Raw genomic sequence first — 19,621 nt, forward strand, 5'->3', positions numbered from 1 at the left:
AGCACCCACATTTGCATGAAGAAAAGCACTCTTGACCTGCCCGGCCTGCTGGCGTCCCTGGACCCCGATGCTGGCCTTGCGCAACGCCATCTGTGGCTGATCCATCTGGCCGAATGGATACGCGCAGCCGAACCCTCTGTCGAAGGCGCCGTGCAGCGCGTGAAACAGATCGTCGAGGCCTTCGAGGCCGACCCCGAAGCCCTGGCCCGGCTGCGCCGCTGGAGCCAGACGCTGATGGAGACGGTGGACATCACCGCCCTGCTGGCCGATTTCGGCTTTGCCCCGCGCACGGCCATGGCCAGCGAAGTGGCCGAGCGCCTGCGCTACAAGCTGCTGCCCAGCACGCCCGAGACCGAGGATGCCTCCGAGCTGTTCATGCTGGTCTTTCCCGACCGTTTCGACGCCCGCTGGCTGCATGCGCTGGACAGCCAGCTCATGGCCCGCATCACCACCTTGCTGACCCCGCAACAGCTCGAAGAAGGCGTGAGCTTCTGGGAGCGCAACCTGCTTGACGCCATCACCTATTGCGCGGGCCAGATTCTCTCCACGGGGTTTGCCCCAGAGCTGCGTCTGCGCATGAGCGAGCAGGCACGCGAGGAAAAGCCGTTTCATGCGCTGATCCACGATGTGGAAAACCTGCGTGTGGAGGTCATGCTGCCGCTGCGCACCACCGACAGGCGCGACGCCGCAGCCGCCCAGCTGCGCGAACGGCTCGAGGCCTGCCGCGCCGCCGTGTCCTCGGTGTACTCCTATGTCGAGGCCGAAGGCATTTCCGTCGGCCTGATCTTCCGCCTGCGCCAGGTGCGTGCGCGCATTCTGCGCATTCGCCGCCTGCTCGATTGCCTGCTGGCAGAAGACCGTGCCTACGAGACGTCCGAGCTGCTCTCCAACCTCGTGGCCGTGGGCATAGAGCGCCGAAGCGTGCGTGCGCTGATGTCCACCAACTCGTCCTTGCTGGCCGCCAAGGTGGCCGAGCGCAGTGCCGAAACCGGCGAGCACTACATCACCCGCGACGGCAGCGAATATCGCAAGATGGTCGCCAAGGCCGCGGGCGGCGGCTTTGTGATGGCCTTCACCACGCTGGCCAAGTTTGCACTGTATGCGTTGGGCCTGTCCGTCTTCTGGTCGGGGCTGGCTGCGGGCTTCAACTACGCCATCAGCTTTGTGCTGATCCAGATGCTGCACTTCACGGTGGCCACCAAGCAGCCGGCCATGACGGCGCCGGCCATGGCGGCCAAGCTCAAGGACATCCAAAGTGATGGCTCCATCCAGGAGTTCGTCGACGAAGTCGCCCATCTGGTGCGCTCCCAGGTGGCGGCCATTCTGGGCAACGTGCTCATCGTCTTCCCCGGGGCGTTGCTGCTGTCGCTGGGCTATGCCTATCTTGTCGGTCATCAGGCGCTCAGCACCCCGCATGCGCGCCAGGTGCTGGACTCGCTGAGTCTGCTGGGGCCGTCCGTGCTCTTCGCCGCCTTTACCGGCGTGCTGCTGTTTGTCAGCAGCCTGATTGCCGGCGGTGCGGAGAACTGGTTTGTGCTGCGCAACATCGATTCGGTGATTCGCTACAACCCGCGCATCACTCGCTTTCTGGGCACGGGCCGCGCGGATCGCTGGGCAAGCTTCTTGCGCAAGAATGTCTCCAGCCTGGCATCCAATATCTCGCTGGGTTTCATGCTGGGCCTGGTGCCTGCATTTGCGGCCTTTTTCGGTCTGGGACTGGAAGTACGCCACGTCACCCTGTCCACGGGCCAGATCGGCGTCGCCGTGGCATCGCTGGGCTGGGAGGTGCTGCATGACGATCTGCTGTGGTGGGCCGTGGCCATGCTGCCCTTCAATGCGGCGCTGAATGTGGGGGTGAGCTTCTATCTGGCTTTCCGTGTCGCCCTGCGTGCCCACAACGTCAGCGGCGTGGACCGCTCGCGCATCTACAAGGCCATACGCCAGCGCTTCTGGCGCAGGCCGCTGAGCTTTTTCTGGCCTTGACCTTTAACCGCCGCCGACCAGCGGCCCAGCAGGCCGCAGCATCGCGAGCGGCCAGAGACCTTATGGGTGAATTCGATCTGATCCGCCGCTATTTCCAGCGCCCCGTACGTCGCGCCGCCCTGGGCGTGGGCGACGATTGCGCGCTGCTGGCCCCGGCCCCCGGCATGCAGTTGGCCATCTCCAGCGACATGCTGGTCGAGGGCCGCCATTTCTTTGCCGACGTGAACCCGCGCCTGCTGGGTCACAAGGCTCTGGCCGTCAATCTCAGCGATCTGGCCGCCAGCGGCGCCAGGCCTCTGGCGTTCACGCTGGCCCTGTCTCTGCCCCGTGCCGACGAAGACTGGATCAGCGAATTTGCAACCGGCCTGCTGACCCTGGCCGATGCCCATGACTGCGAACTCATCGGCGGCGACACCACGGGCGGCCCGCTCAATATCTGCATTACCGTGTTCGGCGAAGTCCCTGCTGGCCAGGCCTTGTTGCGCAGCGGCGCCAGGGCCGGCGATGAGATCTGGGTCAGCGGCACTCTGGGCGATGCACGCCTGGCACTGGAGGCGATGCTGGGCCGTGTGCAATTGCCTGCCGAGCTGCTGCAGCAGGCCCGCCAGCGGCTGGAAGCCCCCACGCCGCGCGTGGCCCTGGGCCTGGCGCTGCGCGGCATTGCCAGCAGCGCGCTGGATGTCAGCGACGGCCTGCTCGGCGATCTCGGCCATATTCTGGAACTGTCCAGCGTCGGGGCCACGGTAGACAGCCGCTGCACCACGCCCTTGATGGCCGCAGCCGCCTATCCGCAAAGCGATGCATGGCAATTCGATTCAAAGCTGCAACAGCAATGCACACTGGCAGGCGGCGATGACTACGAGCTGTGTTTTACCGCCCCCGCAGCCCGGCATGCCGACGTGCTGGCAGCAGGCGCTGCCAGCGGCACGATTGTGCATCGCATAGGCCGCATCGATGCCGAGCCGGGCCTGCGCGTGATCGACGCAAATGGAGCCCTGCTGCAAAACCGCTGGAAATCCTTCGACCACTTCGGCAGCTGAACGCCGAGCACGCGGGCAGGAGGCGGCCGGCACCTGGCAAGCGGCGTGCCAAGAGCCCTGGGTTAAGCTCAAGCCCTCACTGTCCACAAGAGCTGCCCAATGCGTTCAAGCCGTCTTCTGCCCGTATCCATGGTCTGTGTCGCAGCTGCTTTGCCCGGGCTCGCCCTGGCCGACGCCAGCAGCCTCAGTGTCTCGGGCAATCGCGCGCCCATCACCGAAGTCACGCTCTATCCCGGCATCGCCGCCGTACAGCGCGAGGCTCGCATCGACGCCCAGACCCGCCTGCTCAGCTTTGAATGCCTGCCCGCCAGCGTGGATACGCAAAGCCTGCAGATCAGCGGAGACGAAGGCGTGCGCGTGGGTGAGATCAAGACCCTGATGCAATCCAGGCAGATGGCTGCCAAGGAGTGCACCAGCCCGCTGGACCAGCAGATTCGCAGCCTTGAGGATCAGCTCGCGAACATCGAGGCCGAAGAAGGAGCAGCCAGGCTGGTGGGCGATTTTCTGCAGGGCATGAGCAAGCCCGGCGACGAAGCCAGAATCAGCCCCGCTCAGATCGCCGGCACCAGCCAGGCCCTGCGCCAGACCAGCCGCGACAACAGCCTGCGTGCTCACCAGATTCAGCGCCAGAAGCAGGATCTGCTGGCACAGCTGCAGCCCCTGCGCCAGGAGCGCGACCGCACGGGCTCCGAGCAGTCTCAGGTCATGAAAGTCAGCGTGCAGCTGGCCAGCGCACGCGCTGCCAATGTGCGCCTGAGCTATCAGGTGCGCGGCCCCAGCTGGCAGCCTAGCTACCGCGCTCAGTTGAACACCACCAAGCAGCAGGTGCAGCTGGAGCGCCAGGCCCTGGTCGTGCAGGCCAGTGGCGAGGACTGGAGCAATGTGCGCCTGCGCCTGTCCACCGGCCAACCCAGCCGCAGCACCCAGGGTGTCATGCCGCGCCCCTGGACGGTGGATATCGCCCAGCCACTGCCCCCCGCCGCTCCGGCACCAGCCCCCATCGCCATGATGGCGCGCGGCGGAGCCAGGGCAATGCGCGAAGAGGCAGCAGCACCGGACTTGCCGGTGCTCGATGTCTCCAGCATCAACACGGCCTACAGCACGCAATTCATCGTGCCGTACAAGATCAGCGTGCCCTCCAGCGCCGAGCGCATCACGCTGTCGCTAGGTCAGGAAAATCTGGCCACCAGCTTGCTGACTCGCACCGCGCCGGTCATGGAAGAGGCGGCCTATCTGATTGCCACGCTGCAGGCTCCGCCAGGCATCTGGCCGGCGGGCCCGGTAGCACTGTTCCGTGACGAGGCGCTGGTTGGCAATGGCAGACTGGACTTTGGCAACGCCCAGGCGCTGGCACAAGGTCTGTCTTTTGGCCGCGATGACAACGTCGTGGTGCGCCGCCTGCCTGCGCAAAGTCATACCGGCAGCGGCAGCTGGGTCAGCAGCAAGACTGAGCGCAGCATCGTGCGCAACTACGCCGTCGAAAACCGTCACAACCAGCCCATCGCGCTGCAGGTGCTGGACTCGGCCCCTGTTTCGCGCAATGAGCAGATCAAGGTGCAGTCGCAATACAGCCCGCAGCCTGCCACCACCAGCTGGAATGCGCAAAACGGCATGGTTGCCTGGGAGCAGAATCTGGCCGCCCGCAGCACGGCGCAGTTCCAGGCCACGCACCAGATCCGCTTCCCCGAAAACCAGCCCATCACCGGACTGCAATAAGCCTGCGCTTATCATCACGCCATGACGGATGACTCATCAAACAGCGCTGCAGCACCTGCCGATATTGCGCAAGCAGCTATCAATAACAAAGCACGCCCCGGCATGAATGCGGCGGGAATCGCCCACCCCAGCGTGAAGTTCATGCTGCAACACCCGGCCCATCTGATTGCTCTGGGCTTTGGCTCCGGCCTGCCCCGCGTCGCCCCCGGCACGGTGGGCAGCCTGTGGGCCTGGCTGGCCTATCTGGTGCTGGCACTGTGGCTGAGCCCGGCACAGATCGGCTGGCTGATTGCCGCCAGCATTCCCGTAGGCTGGTGGGCCTGCACCGTCACTGCAAAGCATATGCGCGTGGCCGACCCCGGCCATATCGTCTGGGACGAAGTGGTCGCCATGTGGATTGTTCTGTGGCTGTGCATGCCCATGGGCTTCTGGGGCCAGCTCATCTGCTTTGCGCTGTTCCGCTTTTTTGATGCCGTCAAGCCCCAGCCCGTCAAATGGGCAGACCGCCTGTTCAAAGGCTTCGGCCCGCGCGGCGGCTGGGGAATCATGTGGGATGACCTGGTGGCCGCTTTCTGCACCCTGCTGGTCGTGGCCCTCTGGCGGCATTTCTTCTGACCGCGTGAGTCCTGGAGGAGACGATGAGCACACAAGAAGCCAATATCGAAGAACTGGTTCAGCAACTGGCGGCCAGGCTGACCGAAAAAGGCTGGATGCTGGCCACCGCCGAAAGCTGCACCGGCGGCATGATTGCCGCAGCCTGCACCGATCTCGCAGGCTCCAGCCAATGGTTTGAACGTGGCTTCGTGACCTACTCCAACGAGGCCAAGACCGAGATGCTGGGCGTGCCCGCCGAGCTGATCGCAAAGCACGGCGCCGTCAGCGAGGAAGTCGTGCGCGCCATGGCCGAAGGTGCCATCCGTCACTCACGCGCCCAGGTCAGCATTGCCGTGACGGGGGTTGCGGGCCCTAGCGGAGGCTCTGCTGAAAAGCCAGTGGGGACGGTGTGGGTGGGGTGGAGCACCTCGGATACCTCTAATACACGACGTCTTGCACTCCATGGCTCTCGCCAGAAAATCCGAGAGATAACTACACATATAGCACTACACGACCTGACACGACTGCTGATGTCCGATCAATAAACCAACTCCACATTGGTGTCGCAATTGAGTTGTGCCCCAATATCTGTTTGCGCCAAACTCAAACCCAAAAGGTTCAGCAGCAAATTCAGTATCGACTCGAGTGCATATGTCAGTGGGGACAGAACTGCCGCCAGCAGCGTACCAAGTGGACCGAGCTGACTTTCCAGCGCAGTGAACAAGGCTCCTACCAAATTGGTTTGCACCATGCTCAACCAGACTGCAGGCTTATCCAGCCTAGGCGGCGGCGGACTATTGAACAGCAACTGTTGGGGCGGCGACAGCAAGGGTAGTGAGATCACGACTGGAATTTTGATCAACGAAAGCAACAGAGTCGCCTCACCCTTCAGCGCAACGGTTCCCACTCCGGTCTGCCCAAGGACAGTCAAAGACTTTCCCGCACTGCTGCACTGATAACCCGTGACACGGGCACCACCCTGGGCCAGCTTCACATCCAGGGAAAGATTCACACCCACCAGCAGCAAGTTCAGGCCCAATCCAACCACAAGGTCGATTTGGGATGTCTTTGCTTCAATGACATCTCTGTCAGGATCTCCAATCGCACTCTGCGCGGGCTCTATGACTTTGAGATTCACGCCCGCATGAACCAGTCCTAGATCCAGATTAACTCCTACCTTGGCCGCACTTTTGCTATTGGCAAACTGAGCCAGTAAGGTGACCATATCCAGCACGTTCACATCCGTACGCAACGCATCTGTTCCCAGTCCCGTTCCCAGCTTCAAGACATCCGCCAATGCCAATTGGATTTGCCCGACCCCGGCGGCCAATATCTTCAAGGCCGTAACCGCCGCAGCATTTCCTTGCTGAGGCAATACGTCTGCCATGGCAAGCATGAAGTTGCTAAGAGACACTTTTGCGTTGGCGACTTCATCGTAACTGCCCACATTCAGTGAGCCACGAATCTTCAATGCATCCAGAAATTTGAGCAGATTGATATCGGCACCCGCGATACCCTGCCAACCAACCGCACCCAGCTTAATGCTGCCTCCCAGCATTCCTCCAATCACGGCGTCCAGCAAGTCCGACTTTGTCGTATCCAGCTCTAGCAAGGTAGACCGTACGGAAAGGCGTGCGAGACGTGGAGCGCGAAAAGCCGTGGCAGATGCCGTTACTTGTCGCCCCCCCGCATCCAAGTCCGCTCCGAAAAGAAACAAGTAGGGGACCACTCTGGCCACTTGCACCTTGCAGGCATTCAACGGCCCCTGTCCTGCGACGAAATACTGCTCTGACGTCAATCCGGTTCTGACTTCCCAACGCCCCTCCGCAGTGCTCACTAATTCCGATGGAATGCCCCCATTTCTTGGAATGCTATCTGCCGCCACCGACTGACATGCTCCGCTGCGAGGTGTGCCACTGGCCCCGGCCAGCGCCGCCAGATCCGCCATCTTCTGCAACTCACGCTTCTGCCAGAACACATTGCCGATATCGATGGTTGCCAGGCAAATCACGGCAATCATCAGCCACAACGCCCCCAGCGTCGCCACAGAGCCCGATTGGCGACGAATGCGAACACGGCTCAGGTCTTTGGCAAAAGACTGCATGCAGAAAACCTCGCTGACCGCTTAGCGGCTACCACCTGTCTTGCTGCCCACTTGTGTTTCCGTGCTTTCCGGGATCTTGTGGGTAAAACTCTCCAGATAGCGCTGATAGGTACGCTGGGCCACATCGCTTGTCACGGGATAGGCATTGCGCGATGCGTACTGACCACTGGCCTGCAACGCCAGCAGATAGCTGGTGGCGTCGCCCACCCGATTGCTTGCGGGCGATGTCAGGGAAGCATTGCCGGGAGCTGGTGTCTGCGTCACTGCTGCCTGAGCTGTTGCAGTGGGCGTCACCGCCGCACTTCGGGGCGCACTCATATTGGTCACGCCTGTGCTGGAGCCGGTACTGCTGCCGGCCTGCGCCATGGCGACCGAGGCCGTGCCCAGTACCATCAACGCCAGGGTGAATGCGCGGGCCCGTTGGGTGAATGCTGTCTGCGTATTCATGGGGACTCCTTGAAGGTTCAGGGCCAGGCACGCTCGGGTGCACTCTTCTTGGCAGAGGCCGCAGCCTTGCTGCCGGCATCTTCATCGGGCGTCTCGAAGAACAAGCCGCCCGCCGCCGCGCGCTGGGGCAGCATGGCTTGCACCGCCTGTTTGCCACCGGATTCACCGCTCTGACGCACTGCGACAGGGTTTACCGCAGCCATCACCACAGCAGCCTCCGGCATCGATCTTGTCGGGCGCACGGGCTGGCGCGAGATCACGGGCTGCGGTGCCGGCTGCGTCTGCTGCAGCTTTACGGGCATCGCCTCGGTAAGTAGAGGCTGTGCAGGCTTGGGCGTCTCCTGCTTCGCGGATTGAGAAGCCGTCGCCACGGCCGCCTCCAGAGGTGGTGCCACTTCCGCTATCAATGAAGGAGCTTGTTGCGCTTTAAGTATGGAAACTTCAGGTCGATTTGACTCTTGAATCCTTTCCAATGGAGCGGCAGCCGCTACATCGACAGGAGCGTCAATTGTCTGCACAGGCACAGGCGGCGCGTAGGCATAGGTTTGCGGAGCTGCTGGCATAAATTGGCTCGCCCCCTGACCAGGGTGACGTGGTCGCCCTGCATCGAAGCTGCCGCCAGAGACCATCCACTGACCACCACTGAGCCCCCGCTCCACATTCCGCGCCATCATGGGCGCAGCTGCGGGCAGCGGCAACGGGGGCTGGGACGTTTGAGCAGGAGGCTGCACAGACTCCGCTGCCTTGACTACCACTACCGGAGCCTTTGCGGCTTCAGGCTCCGGTGCGGGCTTTTTTGCGGCGGGCACCTCCTGCGCTGCAGCAGGCTCCGGCACTTCGGCGGATTTCCCGGAACTGGCCACGGCCTCGGGCGCGGTCTTCACTTCCGGACGGGAGAGGTTGACGACCTTGCCGGTCGCAGCCGCGGCAGGCTTTGCCGCGGCCAGGCTTGCAGCCCTCAACCACTCCCCAGCCTGCTCCTTGACCAGTTGCTGGGTCTGTGCATCCAGCTTGCGCTGGCGCATGAATTCCTCAGCCTGTGCGCCCTGGCCGCTGACCATCATGAACAGGCTCAGATTGACATTGGCCTGAGCGTCCTCGGGGTTGAGCTGCGCCGCCTGCATCAAGGGGATGCGCGCTGCATTCAGATCACGCGCACGCAGATAGGCATAGCCCAGATCGGTCAACAGGCGCGAGTCCACGGGATTGCTCATGCGCGCCTGCTCCATCTGCAGAGCGGCACTGCGAAAGTCGCCCTGCTCTGCGGCCACACGGCCCAGGCCGTAGCGTGCGGCTCCGTCCTTGGCGCTGCCCAGCAGGCCCTGGTAAATGGGGATGGCCGCACTGAGCTGCCCCACCTGACGCAATGCATCGGCACGCAACAGCCGCGAATCGCTGGAAGCGCCCCACTGCTTGTCCAGCGCATCCAGGTGCGCAATGGAGGCATACCAGAGCGACTTGGACTGCATCTGCTTGACCAGAGCGAGGTAAGTGTCCTGCGTGTCGACCACCGCCTCCTTCTCCAGCGGTCTGTCTGCTGCGGCCTTGGCTGCGGGCGACAACACGGGCTGGTTCTGCCCCAGCAGATTACCCATGCTGGAGCAGCCCGACAGCAGGGCCATGGTTGCAGCGGCCAATGGCAGCATCAGATATCGGCTTTCTTTTTTCATTTCGTCATCCCTCCCAGCGCCCGAATCACGGCAAGGAACCCCGGTCCGGCTGTAATGATGATCAGGGCCGGAAGCAGCGTCACCACCATGACGGCAGTCATCTTGACCGAGATCTTTCCTATCAACTCCTTCATCTTGGCCTTGCGCTGCTCGCGCAGACGTTCGCCAAAAATGCGCAGCGGCTCCTGCACGGCTCCGCCGTATCTGTCGATCTGAATCATCAGCGATGTCAGATTGGCCAGGTTGTCGTTTTGATAGACCTCGCTCATGCGCCCAAAGGAGCGCTCGCGCGTGCTGCCCCGGCTGTACTGCTGGTTGGCCAGTTGTATCTCTCGCGAAAGCACAGGCATGACATTGCCGAAATCAGAGCCAATCACCTGCAGGGTCTGGTCCAGACTCATTCCCGTGCCTTGCAGCAAGCCCAGCAAATCGACAAACAAAGGCAGCTCGCGGGCAACGCAGGCCCTGCGGCGGCGAGCCACGCTGCGCAGCACCCATTTGGGAAGCAGAAAACCTATGGTGAACGCAGCAAACAGGTAGAGCAGAAATTGCTTGCTACCCAAAAAAACAAAGGCTGCAAGAAGCGAAAACAATACAGAGATCAGGCAGCGCGCTATCAAATATTGCAGCTGCGCGCGAGTCGATCCCCAACCGCATTTGCTCAGCAAAATACGATCTTCCTGTGCAACCAACGCCTTGCCAAGCGAGGTATTGAGCCAGTGCGCAGGCAGCTCGCCATCGCCATTGAGCGAGCGCAGCAGATCTGCGGGCCTGGCAGGCGTAGCAGCCTCATTCGCCGCAGCCGCGCCGCTGCGGCTCAGTGCATCCCGCACCACCTGACTGCTGCGTTCACGGCGCTGATGCGTATAGGCAATCACGGCGGCTCCAATCAAAGCAGCCACGGCAAGCAACGCAATACTCAACATCAAGTAAATACGTGCGGCCTCCATCAATCCCCCCCCTCATCAAGCTTGGCCAATCGATAGAGCAGCACCACCCCAAAGACCTGCAAAGCCGCCGCCACCCCAATGATATTGCGACCACTGGCGTCATCCCACATGTTCAAAAAGTAGCTCGCGTTGAAGGAAATGATCAGGCAGCACACGGCCACCGGCAGCAGACTCAACACCCAGGCGGACAGACGCGTTTCGGCCGTCATGGCAGAGAGATCCTGCTCGGCCTGTTCGCGGTCGCGCATGAAATTGGCCACACGTTCCAGCAGCAGATCGACCCGTCCCCCATAACGCACGCTGATGCGCAGAATAGCTGCCAGCAGATGCAGCTCGTCCAGCCTGGTCTGCCTCGCTACATGGGCCACCGCATTTTCCAGATCCATGCCCGCGCGGGCCAGACTGGCGGCCTTTTCCATGACCGACTGCAACGGGTCTTTAGTGCTGGCTGCAGCCATCTGGAAGGCCGCCTGAACGGAGTTGCCAATGGTCACCAAGCGCACCGTGTTATCCAGAAAGCCCGGCAATTGCTGTGTGAGCCTGGCGCGGTACTTCTGTGCCCGCGTGTAAAGCAAAAAGAAAAAGCCAATTCCCAATACCACCAGCGCCGCACTACCGGCCAGCCAGCCAACAGCAAAGCCAACGATCAGAAACGCCACAGCAATCAAGACCAGCCCGCCATAGAAAAGTCCGGCACTGGCCGTCCCCAACAAAATGGCGGGAACCGGCCAGCCTGTTCTTTTCTCGTTGCCCAGTAAGGCATCCGCCACTGAACCATCAAAAGCCGATGCCGCATTCTTGGCGACAAACCCGGCTGCAGCGGCCGCGCTTTTTTCCAGGCTCTGCTCCAGATGCCTGGTCATCCGACGTGTCCTCTGCTGCCGGCCGACAAGCATCCACAGCGCAATCGCGGCAGCCGCAGTCAGCAGCGCCAGACTCAGGAGTAAAAACGCATTGCTAGCCATGGCGCAGTCCCGCATGGTTTGCGCCGTTGCCTCCGGCGTGCTGCAGCACCGCGCGATAGCGCGTCAGCTTGGGCGTATGCGGCACCATGCCCAGCGTGGTCCAACGCTCCAGATCCTCTCCATCATTCTGGGGCAGCAGCTCGTGACGATAGAGCTCCTGCGTGGCAATCACGCTATCGATGATGCCTGTGACTTCGGTGATCGACGTGATGCGCCGCTTGCCATTGGGCAGGCGGCTGATCTGCACGATGAAATCGAGCGCATTGGCAATCTGGCGGCGCAGGCTGACCTCGCTGCCCTGAAAGCCCGCAAAGCCGGCAAGCATCTCCATGCGATGCAAACACTCGCGCGGAGAGCTGGCGTGGATGGTGGCCATGGAGCCGTCGTGACCGGTGTTCATGGCCTGCAACATCTCCAGCACTTCCGCGCCGCGCACCTCGCCCACCACAATGCGATCCGGGCGCATGCGCAAGCTGTTGCGCAACAAATCCCGAATGGAAACCACTCCCGCGCCTTCAAAGCCACCGGGACGGCTTTCCATGCGCACCACATGAGGGTGAGGCAGCGTCAGCTCGGCCGTATCCTCAATCGTCACCACCCGCTCATTGGCGGGGATAAAGCCCGCAATCGCATTGAGCATGGAGGTCTTGCCGCAACTGGTGCCGCCGCTGATAAGAATATTGCAGCGCTCGCGCACCGCCAGCTCGAGCAAGCGGGCCATGCCTTCGTCCATGGTGCCGAAATCGACCAGATCCTGAACCCGCAGCGGATCATTGCGAAACTTGCGTATCGACACCGCCGGCCCGTCCAGCGACAACGGCTCTATCACCACATTGATACGCCCTCCATCCGGCAAGCGCGCATCGACCATGGGCGTGGATTCATCGAGGCGGCGACCCAAGGGAGAGATGATGCGGCGCACGATGCGCAGCACATGGGCGTTGTCGGTGAAATGCAAGGCCTCCTGCTGCAAAATTCCCTTGCGCGAAACGAATACACGCTGATAGCCGTTGATCAGAATGTCCTCGACCTCCGGGTCGGCCATCAGGTCATCAAGCGGCCCCAGCCCGGACAGCTCCTTGTTCAGAGCCTGCGCAATCCATTGCACCTCCTCGTCATTGACGGGAAACCGCTGCTGACGCACAAACTGTTCCAGTTCCTGGTGTACGAACTGGCGCACACGACTGGTTGACCATTTGGCAAACACCGCGCCCAGCTCCTCCACACGCGTCAGCAAATGCTCGTGTGCGACGTTCTTGATCAGCAGCAGTTGCTTGGAGTCCGAAAAATGACTGCTTTTTTCGGCGAAAACAATGTCCATGCTCATTCGCCTCTCCTCAATCGCTTGGCCCATTGCCCCAGAACGCCCGACGCTGGCGCCGCGACCTTGTCGGCAGCAACCGCTCCGCTGAGCAATGCTCTGGCCATGCTTCTGACACAGGTCACATAGGGATCACCGCGCAGCGACTGCGACAACAACTGTCCACAGCTGGCGGCATTCAGCAAAACCGTGGATCGATCCGGAACCACGTGCAGCAATTCCAGACCAAGGCGCTGCGCGACCTCTTTGGCTGGCAGGCCGGCCTGCACATTGAAGCGGTTGAGCACCAGTTTGAGCGTGCTGCGATTCACACCCTTGGCATCAAGCTCCTTGAGCATCTGTGCCGTAGACACAATGCCTCCCAGCGACTGGTCACAAACCACCCAGCCCTGTCCGCTCTCGCGTAGCAAAGGCGCCAGAAAATCAGCCTGCACCATGCCGCCCAGATCAATCACCTGCACCCCAAGCAAGCTCTTGAGCGTGTTGACTACGCCCGCTGCAGCTGCAGGGCTGACTTCGCGCAGCATGCCCAGATCGGAAGGCCAGGCCAGAGTCACAGTGCCCGTGGAGTGCTTGGCAAAGGCCGATTCGATCAATGTCGCGTCCAGACGGCGAGTATTCTGAACCGCATCCACAAAACTGAAGTCACCAGCGATGCCCAGATACAGCAAGCCATCGCGTGCAGGCAAGCCCAGATCCAGCAATACCGCATGTGCGGACTCATCCAGCGGCAACTGACTTGCGCCAAAAGGCCTGGCAATCTGCTTTCTGTTCTTGCTACCTCGCATGTCATAGGCATGCATCTCCTGGAACATCACGGCCAGATGCGTTGCCAGCGTAGTCACCCCCATCCCTACACGCGCTCCCAGCAAAGGCAGGGAGAAACCTTTGGTTTCCGGCTCCAGCGCTACAGCCGCAGGCAGCTGACTGCGTGCATGCATCTGATGCCTGATGGCCGTATTGGCCTCGCCTTCGGACGCATCCCAGTCAATGAATTCAGCCACGCCGCAGCGCAGGGCCGCACGCATGGAAGCGGGCTCCGCAGCAGAGCCGGACCCCATGATCACCACCCCGGGGAAGCTGGCGCGCAGATCGCCGACCAGGACGATGGCAGCCTCCGTCATGGGAGCCGAGAAATCCACGATCACCACGCCAAGCCCAGGCGCCGAAATTGCAGTGTGAAGCGCAGCCAGATCGCCTGCCACCGGTATCACTTCAGCATCGCTACCCAGAACACTCGCCAGCCAGAAAGCGTGCGATGGCGACTGGGTGACCAGCACCACTCGTGCATTGCCTCTCGCCGCCCCTGGCTGTGCGGTATTGAGTTGGGATGAGTCCATGCGCATATTCATGCCTCTACCCGGACACTCAGCGCGAGAAGCCCGGCGCCACGCTGGACGACAGACCACCCGCCACCCATGGACCCCATACCGCAGGATCACGCTGCTCGGTGCGCCCAGGCAGCAGCGGCTCCACATTCACATCGCGCGCCAGCGGTTTGACAAGGCGCGGCGTCACCACAATCGCCAGCTCGCTCTCCTTTTGCTGAAACTCCTGACGCTTGAACAGCACGCCCAGAATCGGAATATCGCCCAGCAAAGGAACCTTGTCGGTACCTGATGTGGTGTTGCGGCTGACCAGGCCGCCAATCACAAAGCTTTCGCCGTCGCCCAGCTCCACCGTGGTATCGGCACGGCGGGTGGTAATCGAGGGGACAGTCGCACTATTCAGAACAATGGTGTTGGCGTAATCCAGCTCGCTGGCCTCCGGCGCAACCTTGAGCACGATGCGATCGTTGGACAGCACCGTGGGTGAGACCGTCAAGCCAATGCCGTAAGGCTTGTACTGAATGGCCACCATGCCCGTACCCGCAGGTACGGGAACCGGCACTTCCCCGCCCGACAAGAAATTAGCACTCTGACCCGACAGAGCCACCAGCGTTGGAGCCGCCAGCACTCGCGCCAAATTGTTGCCTTCGAGCATGCCGATATTGACGCCAATTCCGGCCTTATCGAACTGCATCAGCAAGTTGAAAGCCTGGGTCAAAGGGTTTGCTGCCGCGCCCGTCGTGGAACTACCACCGCTTATGCCATAGGAGCCACGTCCAAAAATACCAAAGCTGAAACCCGAGCTGTTGGGCGCCGTGCTGAACAGGTTGAGACCCACCTTCTTCATCTGGGTCTTGTTGAACTCGACCACCTTGACATCGACCTGCACCACATTGCTCTTGAGCTGGACGCTGGAGAGATCGACGGTCTTGGCCTTGTCGGCGGACTGCGCATTCGCCAGCTCGCCGGCAAATTGCTGCTCTATCAGGCTGGAAGCCTTGGCCGTGCGCAATTCCACCCGCTGCTGCACATTGAGCATATAGGTCTGCGCCTGCGCTTCACCGCGCGGCCAGACCATGAACGATGTACTGCCGGGCTTGAGCGGGCTCAGCAGGATCTTGGCGGCAGCCCCCTTGCCTGCACGCTTGATATGCACCGCCGCAATCGTGTCGTCACCGATTGCAATGCGCTCCACTCCGCCGGGCAGGTTCAGCTCATGCTGAGCGCCCATCACCAGCTTGATTTCCCTGGCTGCTGTCGCTTGCTGCGCTCTGCTTTCGCCCGTATTGGGCACTTGCTGCGCAAGGACCGGGGCAGTGACAACACTCAAGGACAGGCCGCAGAGCAGATACAGCGGCTTCAGCGAAAAGGTGCGGGATGCGATTGAAACAGTCTTGTTGTTCATAGATCAGTACCGCACGGTTTGGGAGTTGGCGCCACGCACGAATTCAACGGGCAGGGAAGAGTCTGCGGAAGCGGTACGTGTGCGCGGCACTGCTGGCTTGGCAACCCCGGCTGTCATAGGCTTGGCCGCATTCATGCGCGCAGCCGAAGTACCTGCAGACCCTGCCAGGCTGCTCATGGCTACCCCGGCCTGCGCTGCGTCAGCACCTTCCAGCGGCGTTGCAACAGCTCCTTTGGGCATGGCCACAGTCAGCACGCCGGACAGCGGCGCAAACTTTTCCATATCCGGCTCTGTCATATCCGTCGGATTGCGCAGTGCAAGTACCAAGCTACCGTTAGAGCCTCCCAAGGCCAGTTGACTCACCTCTGCCACAGGTACTGCAAGCACTGCAGTGCGGGCGTTGTCGGGGCCATTGGCCTGCTTGCCTTCTGCTTTCTCAGCCGTAGTCAGTGCATCGACTGACGCAGCGCCATAGGCCAGCACACGCTTGCGCGAGAGCAGCAAGCGCGCCTGGCTCTGGTCGATTTCATTGCCATCGCGGCGCAGTACAAAGAAGACATCGACAAAGTCACCTGGCCTGATGCGATTGCCTACGCCAATGTTTTCATCGACCTTGACCGCGACAGCACGTTCACCCTCTGACACCTTGAGAGCCAGGCCGGTCACCATCTGCCCCTGGAGTACTGGTGCGCCCTTGGGAATGTCCACTGCCGGCACCGAACCAACAGCTGCCTGAATCTCGCTATAGGCGCCATCGGGTATGGCTGGCAACTGCAAGACCTGCAGATCCTCGGCCTTGAGCACCTGTCCTGCGGGGATGGGCTGTGAGGCCATCACCACGCTCACATTGGCGTTAGGCTTGCTGTCGCTGGCGGAGGTCTGAGCCTGAGGGTCTGGAGTTTGGGGCGCCTTGGCGAGCATCCACCCATAAATGCCCAGAGCCAATGCCACTGCCAGCAAAACCCCGACCGCGATCTTTGCGACATTCACCATAACCACCCCCTCTTGTTGCTCTACATCATTGGCAGAGCTTTTCAATTCATCAATCTCGCAAACTTACTTGAGCAATTGCCCCGCCTTTCAACAAATCGGGAGTCGGAAGGCTTAATAGTGGCCCCAGTAATTTTGGAATCAGTGGTGAAGTTGAATAGTTGTAATTGATACGAACATTGACACAGGAAATACCTGTCGTGACGATGCCCACGCAATCGCCCGAGGAGACATAGATCCCTGCCGCGTCACCAGTTGAGCTATCTATGCAAGAACTCCCACCCAAGCCGTTGCCCATTTTTCTCAACCAGTCCACTGCACCATTAGCCATCGCACATGCCGCATTCTTGCGTGCAGTAATTTGAGAAACATTGACGGGCAATGGAGCAGGATAGCGCACAGCCGCTCTAGCTCCCTCAGCGGCAGCCAGCGTCAACGTCTGCTGAGCCGCAAAGATCAAACCGTAAGTAATGATTGCATAAAAAGTCAAAAAGAAGATAGGAAAAAGAATAGCAAATTCGATAGCTTCGGCGCCCTTTTGCCTTTTTTGATTTCTCATAATTCTTCCTTTTATTGACTCTTATGATATCCAATCACTAAAATTGTTGCCAAACTTAAATAGGTTACATAGGGAACGAACTTTTTGCTGCCACTAGTTCCATCTTTAATGGAGCTCGTCATTACAAAAAAATACTTTAGTGCGCTACGTGCAAATGCTCCATGGATAATCGCAAAAATGCAACTTAACGCCCATATAGGTAGCAATAACTTCCATCCCACCCAGAGCCCCAAAGCAGATGAAAATTTTACATCCCCTGCTCCCATCATTTTCATTTTATAAAAAACGAAAAGAACAAAAAAAGCCGCCATAGCCCCTAAGAGAGAGTCCAATATACCAATATTCACTGGATGCGAGTTGGGATAAAAAATAATAGATATTATTGCAACAAACCCGCCCAACATCGCATTCCAGTTAAAGCTTTTTCGAAATAATGCATCACACACCGAAGAAAGAATCAACCAGAATAGGAATATCAACCCCATGTGATGCAACCGCCTTAATTAAGTTGTAACCACCCCTTGAAGGGTCGTTTTTATCTTCGTAAAAATATCTCCCAACTTAGTACCAATACCGGTCGTTCCAGCAATTATTCCAATGGAAATCAGTCCCGCGATCAGGCCGTACTCAATCGCCGTTGCACCTTCTTCATCACGCCAGAATTTGATGATTTGGTCTTTCATGATTAGCTCCTTCAACAATCAGGTTGGTAGATCGCTGTGGCTGTTTTCGACCACCGCGGAACCAATCTTACGAAGCCAGAAACATCTTGAAATATTTGAAATAGCTATCAACAACTATGCAGCATAGTTCTCGGCAATTTAAATCAATGTGCAAGCGAGTACTCCCACAGAAAAACCCCAATAAAAACAAAGACTTCAAAAAACACCGAGACGCATCTGCAATTTTCTTGACTCTTCCCTCACATATGTCTTCCGGTTCAATCTACGCAATCTTCATTTATTTCCTACAGATTAATAGATTTCGTCCTACATTCAATAATCGGGTTAACCCTTGTTTTTAAATGAAAAAACAAAAAGGCCTGCAGATAGCAGGCCTTTCTGAAACAAAAGAGATTGCTCAATAAAGTGATTCGGAAATCACTGCAGGGCTTTAATCAGTTTGAGAGCAATGTCCTGCAGCGGTGGCTGCAGTTTTCTATAGCAGTCGAGCAAGCGCTGCTCATCGCTGGGTAGCGATGCGGTCTCGGAATGCAGGCCTGCCATCAATTCCAGCGCCGTGGTCTGCAGGGCGATAGCCAGTCTTGCCAACGTGTCATTCTTGAGAGTGCGAATGGCTCCCGACTCGATCTGCGAGATGGCGGATGCAGTGACATCCGCCATCTGCGCCAGGCGTCCCTGGCTCAAACCCAGCGCCTGTCGCCGGGCGCGTATGCGTTCACCTAAATGCGTCATCTATCCCACTAACTCACACTGCACGCAAGTGCCTGCGCAAATATCGCGCGGCTTTTTGAGTACCCCACCAACCGAGACGCTTTTATAGAAGGCCTTTGCAACGCCACTGTCCCTAACTCGGTGGCAGCAAGCAAAGACCGCCCTGCAGCGGTGCTGCCGCCCCTTGGGGGAAAGCGCAAAGCGCCTCAGGCGATGGCTCTGGTCAGGCTCCGTGGCACTTCTTGAACTTCTTGCCGCTACCGCAGGGGCAAGGGTCGTTACGGCCGGGCTGCTCGCCCTTGACGATGGTTTCCTGGCGTGGGCCCATGCTCTTCCACAGGCGGTACAGGTCATACACGGCCCAGATGGCTTCGCCAAAGGCATCCACACGTTCCTGGCTGGTCGAGGCAGGGCCGGCTTCGTCGTACAGATTCAGAGCCGGCTCGTCCGTGTCGTCCTCGGTCAGGTTGACGATGAACTCCATGGCCGCGTCCAGCAACTGGGCTGCTTCCTTGTCGCGTGGCGCAGCCCATTCGTCGGCCCAGTTCTCCACCACGAACATGAAGCCCAGCGCCCACACTTGCGAGAACGAGGGAACTTCTTCGCCGGCCAGCTCGGCCTGCTCGGCTTCGGGCAGGATGGCGATGGCGCCACGCGTATCCAGCGCTTCGGGCTGGAAGGCTGCGTCGTCGGCCAGGGACTTGATGTCGGCATCCAGTTGCTCGCGCACTTCGGCCAGGCGCAGCTCGAACAGTTCCATGAAACGTGCCTGCTGGGCCTCGTCCTTGAAGACTTCCAGCTTGGGCAGAGGCTGGCCTTCGGCCACTTGCAGGGCTTCGCCATCGCCCAGCAGCATGGGCATGTATTCGGCAGCGGCAATGGGGCGGCGTGTGCAGACCAGAGCGGTCAGGAAACCGTCACAGAATTCCCACTGGGGAATTTCGTCGCCGCGGGTGCGCAGCTCGTCGAGCAGCGCGTCCAGCTCTTCGAGCTGATCATTGCTCAGCGCGCCCTCGGGCATGTCGGCGAGAGCCGCGTCTTCTGCGGCGGAGTTAGGTGCTTGTTCTTGCATAGGGAAAGGCTTTTATGATGGCCCGAACCATTTCATCACTATCGAAGTGCAGGGCCGGGCGATGGATCAAGGGGACAAAGCAT

At 60.0% G+C, this 19,621-nt stretch carries 19 protein-coding genes; 5 read left to right on the forward strand and 14 right to left on the reverse strand.

Features of this window, described 5'->3' with window-relative positions; translation table 11 throughout:
- Positions 1-15: 15 nt before the first annotated feature.
- The 5 genes from JAO85_RS07445 (at position 16) to JAO85_RS07465 (ending at position 5,878) form a co-directional block, all read left to right on the forward strand.
- Positions 16-1,983: a site-specific recombinase gene (locus tag JAO85_RS07445; RefSeq protein WP_012840120.1), complete on the forward strand. Its 1,968-nt coding sequence runs from the start codon at positions 16-18 to the stop codon at positions 1,981-1,983.
- A gap of 62 nt (positions 1,984-2,045) precedes the next feature.
- On the forward strand, positions 2,046-3,023 hold the full coding sequence (thiL, locus tag JAO85_RS07450) for a thiamine-phosphate kinase (protein ID WP_202787805.1): 978 nt from the start codon (positions 2,046-2,048) through the stop codon (positions 3,021-3,023).
- A gap of 99 nt (positions 3,024-3,122) precedes the next feature.
- Positions 3,123-4,739, forward strand: coding sequence for a DUF4139 domain-containing protein (locus JAO85_RS07455; RefSeq protein ID WP_202787806.1), 1,617 nt, complete (start codon positions 3,123-3,125; stop codon positions 4,737-4,739).
- A gap of 21 nt (positions 4,740-4,760) precedes the next feature.
- On the forward strand, positions 4,761-5,354 hold the full coding sequence (locus tag JAO85_RS07460; protein WP_202787807.1) for a phosphatidylglycerophosphatase A: 594 nt from the start codon (positions 4,761-4,763) through the stop codon (positions 5,352-5,354).
- A gap of 23 nt (positions 5,355-5,377) precedes the next feature.
- Positions 5,378-5,878: a CinA family protein gene (locus JAO85_RS07465; RefSeq protein WP_202787808.1), complete on the forward strand. Its 501-nt coding sequence runs from the start codon at positions 5,378-5,380 to the stop codon at positions 5,876-5,878.
- On the opposite strand, the gene JAO85_RS07470 is transcribed toward JAO85_RS07465, so the two are convergent.
- The 14 genes from JAO85_RS07470 to JAO85_RS07535 form a co-directional block, all read right to left on the reverse strand.
- Positions 5,872-7,437, reverse strand: coding sequence for a pilus assembly protein TadG-related protein (locus JAO85_RS07470; RefSeq protein ID WP_202787809.1), 1,566 nt, complete (start codon positions 7,435-7,437; stop codon positions 5,872-5,874). The genes JAO85_RS07465 and JAO85_RS07470 overlap by 7 nt on opposite strands.
- A gap of 21 nt (positions 7,438-7,458) precedes the next feature.
- The gene (locus JAO85_RS07475; protein ID WP_202787810.1) at positions 7,459-7,884 is read right to left on the reverse strand and encodes a DUF3613 domain-containing protein; all 426 of its coding nucleotides are present in this window, start codon (positions 7,882-7,884) and stop codon (positions 7,459-7,461) included.
- A gap of 17 nt (positions 7,885-7,901) precedes the next feature.
- On the reverse strand, positions 7,902-9,554 hold the full coding sequence (locus tag JAO85_RS07480; RefSeq protein ID WP_202787811.1) for a lipopolysaccharide assembly protein LapB: 1,653 nt from the start codon (positions 9,552-9,554) through the stop codon (positions 7,902-7,904).
- Positions 9,551-10,504, reverse strand: a complete 954-nt coding sequence (locus JAO85_RS07485; protein ID WP_012840128.1) for a type II secretion system F family protein — start codon at positions 10,502-10,504, stop codon at positions 9,551-9,553. Before JAO85_RS07485 ends, JAO85_RS07480 begins: the two co-directional genes overlap by 4 nt.
- On the reverse strand, positions 10,504-11,400 hold the full coding sequence (locus JAO85_RS07490) for a type II secretion system F family protein (protein WP_237734747.1): 897 nt from the start codon (positions 11,398-11,400) through the stop codon (positions 10,504-10,506). The genes JAO85_RS07485 and JAO85_RS07490 overlap by 1 nt, the downstream gene beginning before the upstream one ends.
- A gap of 61 nt (positions 11,401-11,461) precedes the next feature.
- A complete protein-coding gene (locus tag JAO85_RS07495) occupies positions 11,462-12,796 on the reverse strand; it encodes a CpaF family protein (RefSeq protein ID WP_012840130.1) in 1,335 nt (444 codons plus the stop codon).
- The gene (locus tag JAO85_RS07500; protein ID WP_237734748.1) at positions 12,793-14,130 is read right to left on the reverse strand and encodes a histidine kinase; all 1,338 of its coding nucleotides are present in this window, start codon (positions 14,128-14,130) and stop codon (positions 12,793-12,795) included. The genes JAO85_RS07495 and JAO85_RS07500 overlap by 4 nt, the downstream gene beginning before the upstream one ends.
- Before the next feature lie 28 nt (positions 14,131-14,158).
- Positions 14,159-15,523 (reverse strand): type II and III secretion system protein family protein, encoded by a 1,365-nt coding sequence (locus JAO85_RS07505; protein ID WP_012840132.1) that lies wholly within the window; start codon positions 15,521-15,523, stop codon positions 14,159-14,161.
- A 3-nt stretch (positions 15,524-15,526) separates the two neighbouring features.
- Entirely contained in the window at positions 15,527-16,516 is a 990-nt protein-coding gene (gene cpaB, locus JAO85_RS07510; RefSeq protein WP_202787813.1) for a Flp pilus assembly protein CpaB, read from the reverse strand.
- A gap of 49 nt (positions 16,517-16,565) precedes the next feature.
- The gene (locus JAO85_RS07515; protein ID WP_012840134.1) at positions 16,566-17,072 is read right to left on the reverse strand and encodes a TadE/TadG family type IV pilus assembly protein; all 507 of its coding nucleotides are present in this window, start codon (positions 17,070-17,072) and stop codon (positions 16,566-16,568) included.
- Between the two features lie 11 nt (positions 17,073-17,083).
- Positions 17,084-17,557: a prepilin peptidase gene (locus tag JAO85_RS07520; RefSeq protein WP_080692980.1), complete on the reverse strand. Its 474-nt coding sequence runs from the start codon at positions 17,555-17,557 to the stop codon at positions 17,084-17,086.
- 18 nt (positions 17,558-17,575) lie between these two features.
- Entirely contained in the window at positions 17,576-17,755 is a 180-nt protein-coding gene (locus tag JAO85_RS07525) for a Flp family type IVb pilin (protein ID WP_034377367.1), read from the reverse strand.
- 417 nt (positions 17,756-18,172) lie between these two features.
- Positions 18,173-18,487 (reverse strand): helix-turn-helix domain-containing protein, encoded by a 315-nt coding sequence (locus JAO85_RS07530; RefSeq protein WP_034373920.1) that lies wholly within the window; start codon positions 18,485-18,487, stop codon positions 18,173-18,175.
- 202 nt (positions 18,488-18,689) lie between these two features.
- The gene (locus JAO85_RS07535) at positions 18,690-19,487 is read right to left on the reverse strand and encodes a YecA family protein (RefSeq protein WP_003076152.1); all 798 of its coding nucleotides are present in this window, start codon (positions 19,485-19,487) and stop codon (positions 18,690-18,692) included.
- Positions 19,488-19,621 lie beyond the last annotated feature (134 nt).

The organism is Comamonas sp. NyZ500 (genome assembly GCF_016772095.1).
GTDB lineage: Bacteria > Pseudomonadota > Gammaproteobacteria > Burkholderiales > Burkholderiaceae_C > Comamonas > Comamonas thiooxydans.

Bases quoted from the DNA above. Each gene is read 5' to 3' on its own strand.
- JAO85_RS07475 (WP_202787810.1), bottom strand. From the start codon at position 7,884: ATGAATACGCAGACAGCATTCACCCAACGGGCCCGCGCATTCACCCTG.
- JAO85_RS07455 (WP_202787806.1), top strand. From the start codon at position 3,123: ATGCGTTCAAGCCGTCTTCTGCCCGTATCCATGGTCTGTGTCGCAGCT.
- JAO85_RS07485 (WP_012840128.1), bottom strand. From the start codon at position 10,504: ATGGAGGCCGCACGTATTTACTTGATGTTGAGTATTGCGTTGCTTGCC.
- JAO85_RS07460 (WP_202787807.1), top strand. From the start codon at position 4,761: ATGACGGATGACTCATCAAACAGCGCTGCAGCACCTGCCGATATTGCG.
- cpaB (WP_202787813.1), bottom strand. From the start codon at position 16,516: ATGGTGAATGTCGCAAAGATCGCGGTCGGGGTTTTGCTGGCAGTGGCA.
- JAO85_RS07505 (WP_012840132.1), bottom strand. From the start codon at position 15,523: ATGAACAACAAGACTGTTTCAATCGCATCCCGCACCTTTTCGCTGAAG.
- JAO85_RS07500 (WP_237734748.1), bottom strand. From the start codon at position 14,130: ATGGACTCATCCCAACTCAATACCGCACAGCCAGGGGCGGCGAGAGGC.
- JAO85_RS07445 (WP_012840120.1), top strand. From the start codon at position 16: ATGAAGAAAAGCACTCTTGACCTGCCCGGCCTGCTGGCGTCCCTGGAC.
- JAO85_RS07535 (WP_003076152.1), bottom strand. From the start codon at position 19,487: ATGCCCGAGGGCGCGCTGAGCAATGATCAGCTCGAAGAGCTGGACGCG.
- JAO85_RS07490 (WP_237734747.1), bottom strand. From the start codon at position 11,400: ATGCTTGTCGGCCGGCAGCAGAGGACACGTCGGATGACCAGGCATCTG.
- JAO85_RS07465 (WP_202787808.1), top strand. From the start codon at position 5,378: ATGAGCACACAAGAAGCCAATATCGAAGAACTGGTTCAGCAACTGGCG.
- JAO85_RS07525 (WP_034377367.1), bottom strand. From the start codon at position 17,755: ATGAAAGACCAAATCATCAAATTCTGGCGTGATGAAGAAGGTGCAACG.
- JAO85_RS07470 (WP_202787809.1), bottom strand. From the start codon at position 7,437: ATGCAGTCTTTTGCCAAAGACCTGAGCCGTGTTCGCATTCGTCGCCAA.
- JAO85_RS07520 (WP_080692980.1), bottom strand. From the start codon at position 17,557: ATGGGGTTGATATTCCTATTCTGGTTGATTCTTTCTTCGGTGTGTGAT.
- JAO85_RS07480 (WP_202787811.1), bottom strand. From the start codon at position 9,554: ATGAAAAAAGAAAGCCGATATCTGATGCTGCCATTGGCCGCTGCAACC.
- JAO85_RS07495 (WP_012840130.1), bottom strand. From the start codon at position 12,796: ATGAGCATGGACATTGTTTTCGCCGAAAAAAGCAGTCATTTTTCGGAC.
- thiL (WP_202787805.1), top strand. From the start codon at position 2,046: ATGGGTGAATTCGATCTGATCCGCCGCTATTTCCAGCGCCCCGTACGT.
- JAO85_RS07515 (WP_012840134.1), bottom strand. From the start codon at position 17,072: ATGAGAAATCAAAAAAGGCAAAAGGGCGCCGAAGCTATCGAATTTGCT.
- JAO85_RS07530 (WP_034373920.1), bottom strand. From the start codon at position 18,487: ATGACGCATTTAGGTGAACGCATACGCGCCCGGCGACAGGCGCTGGGT.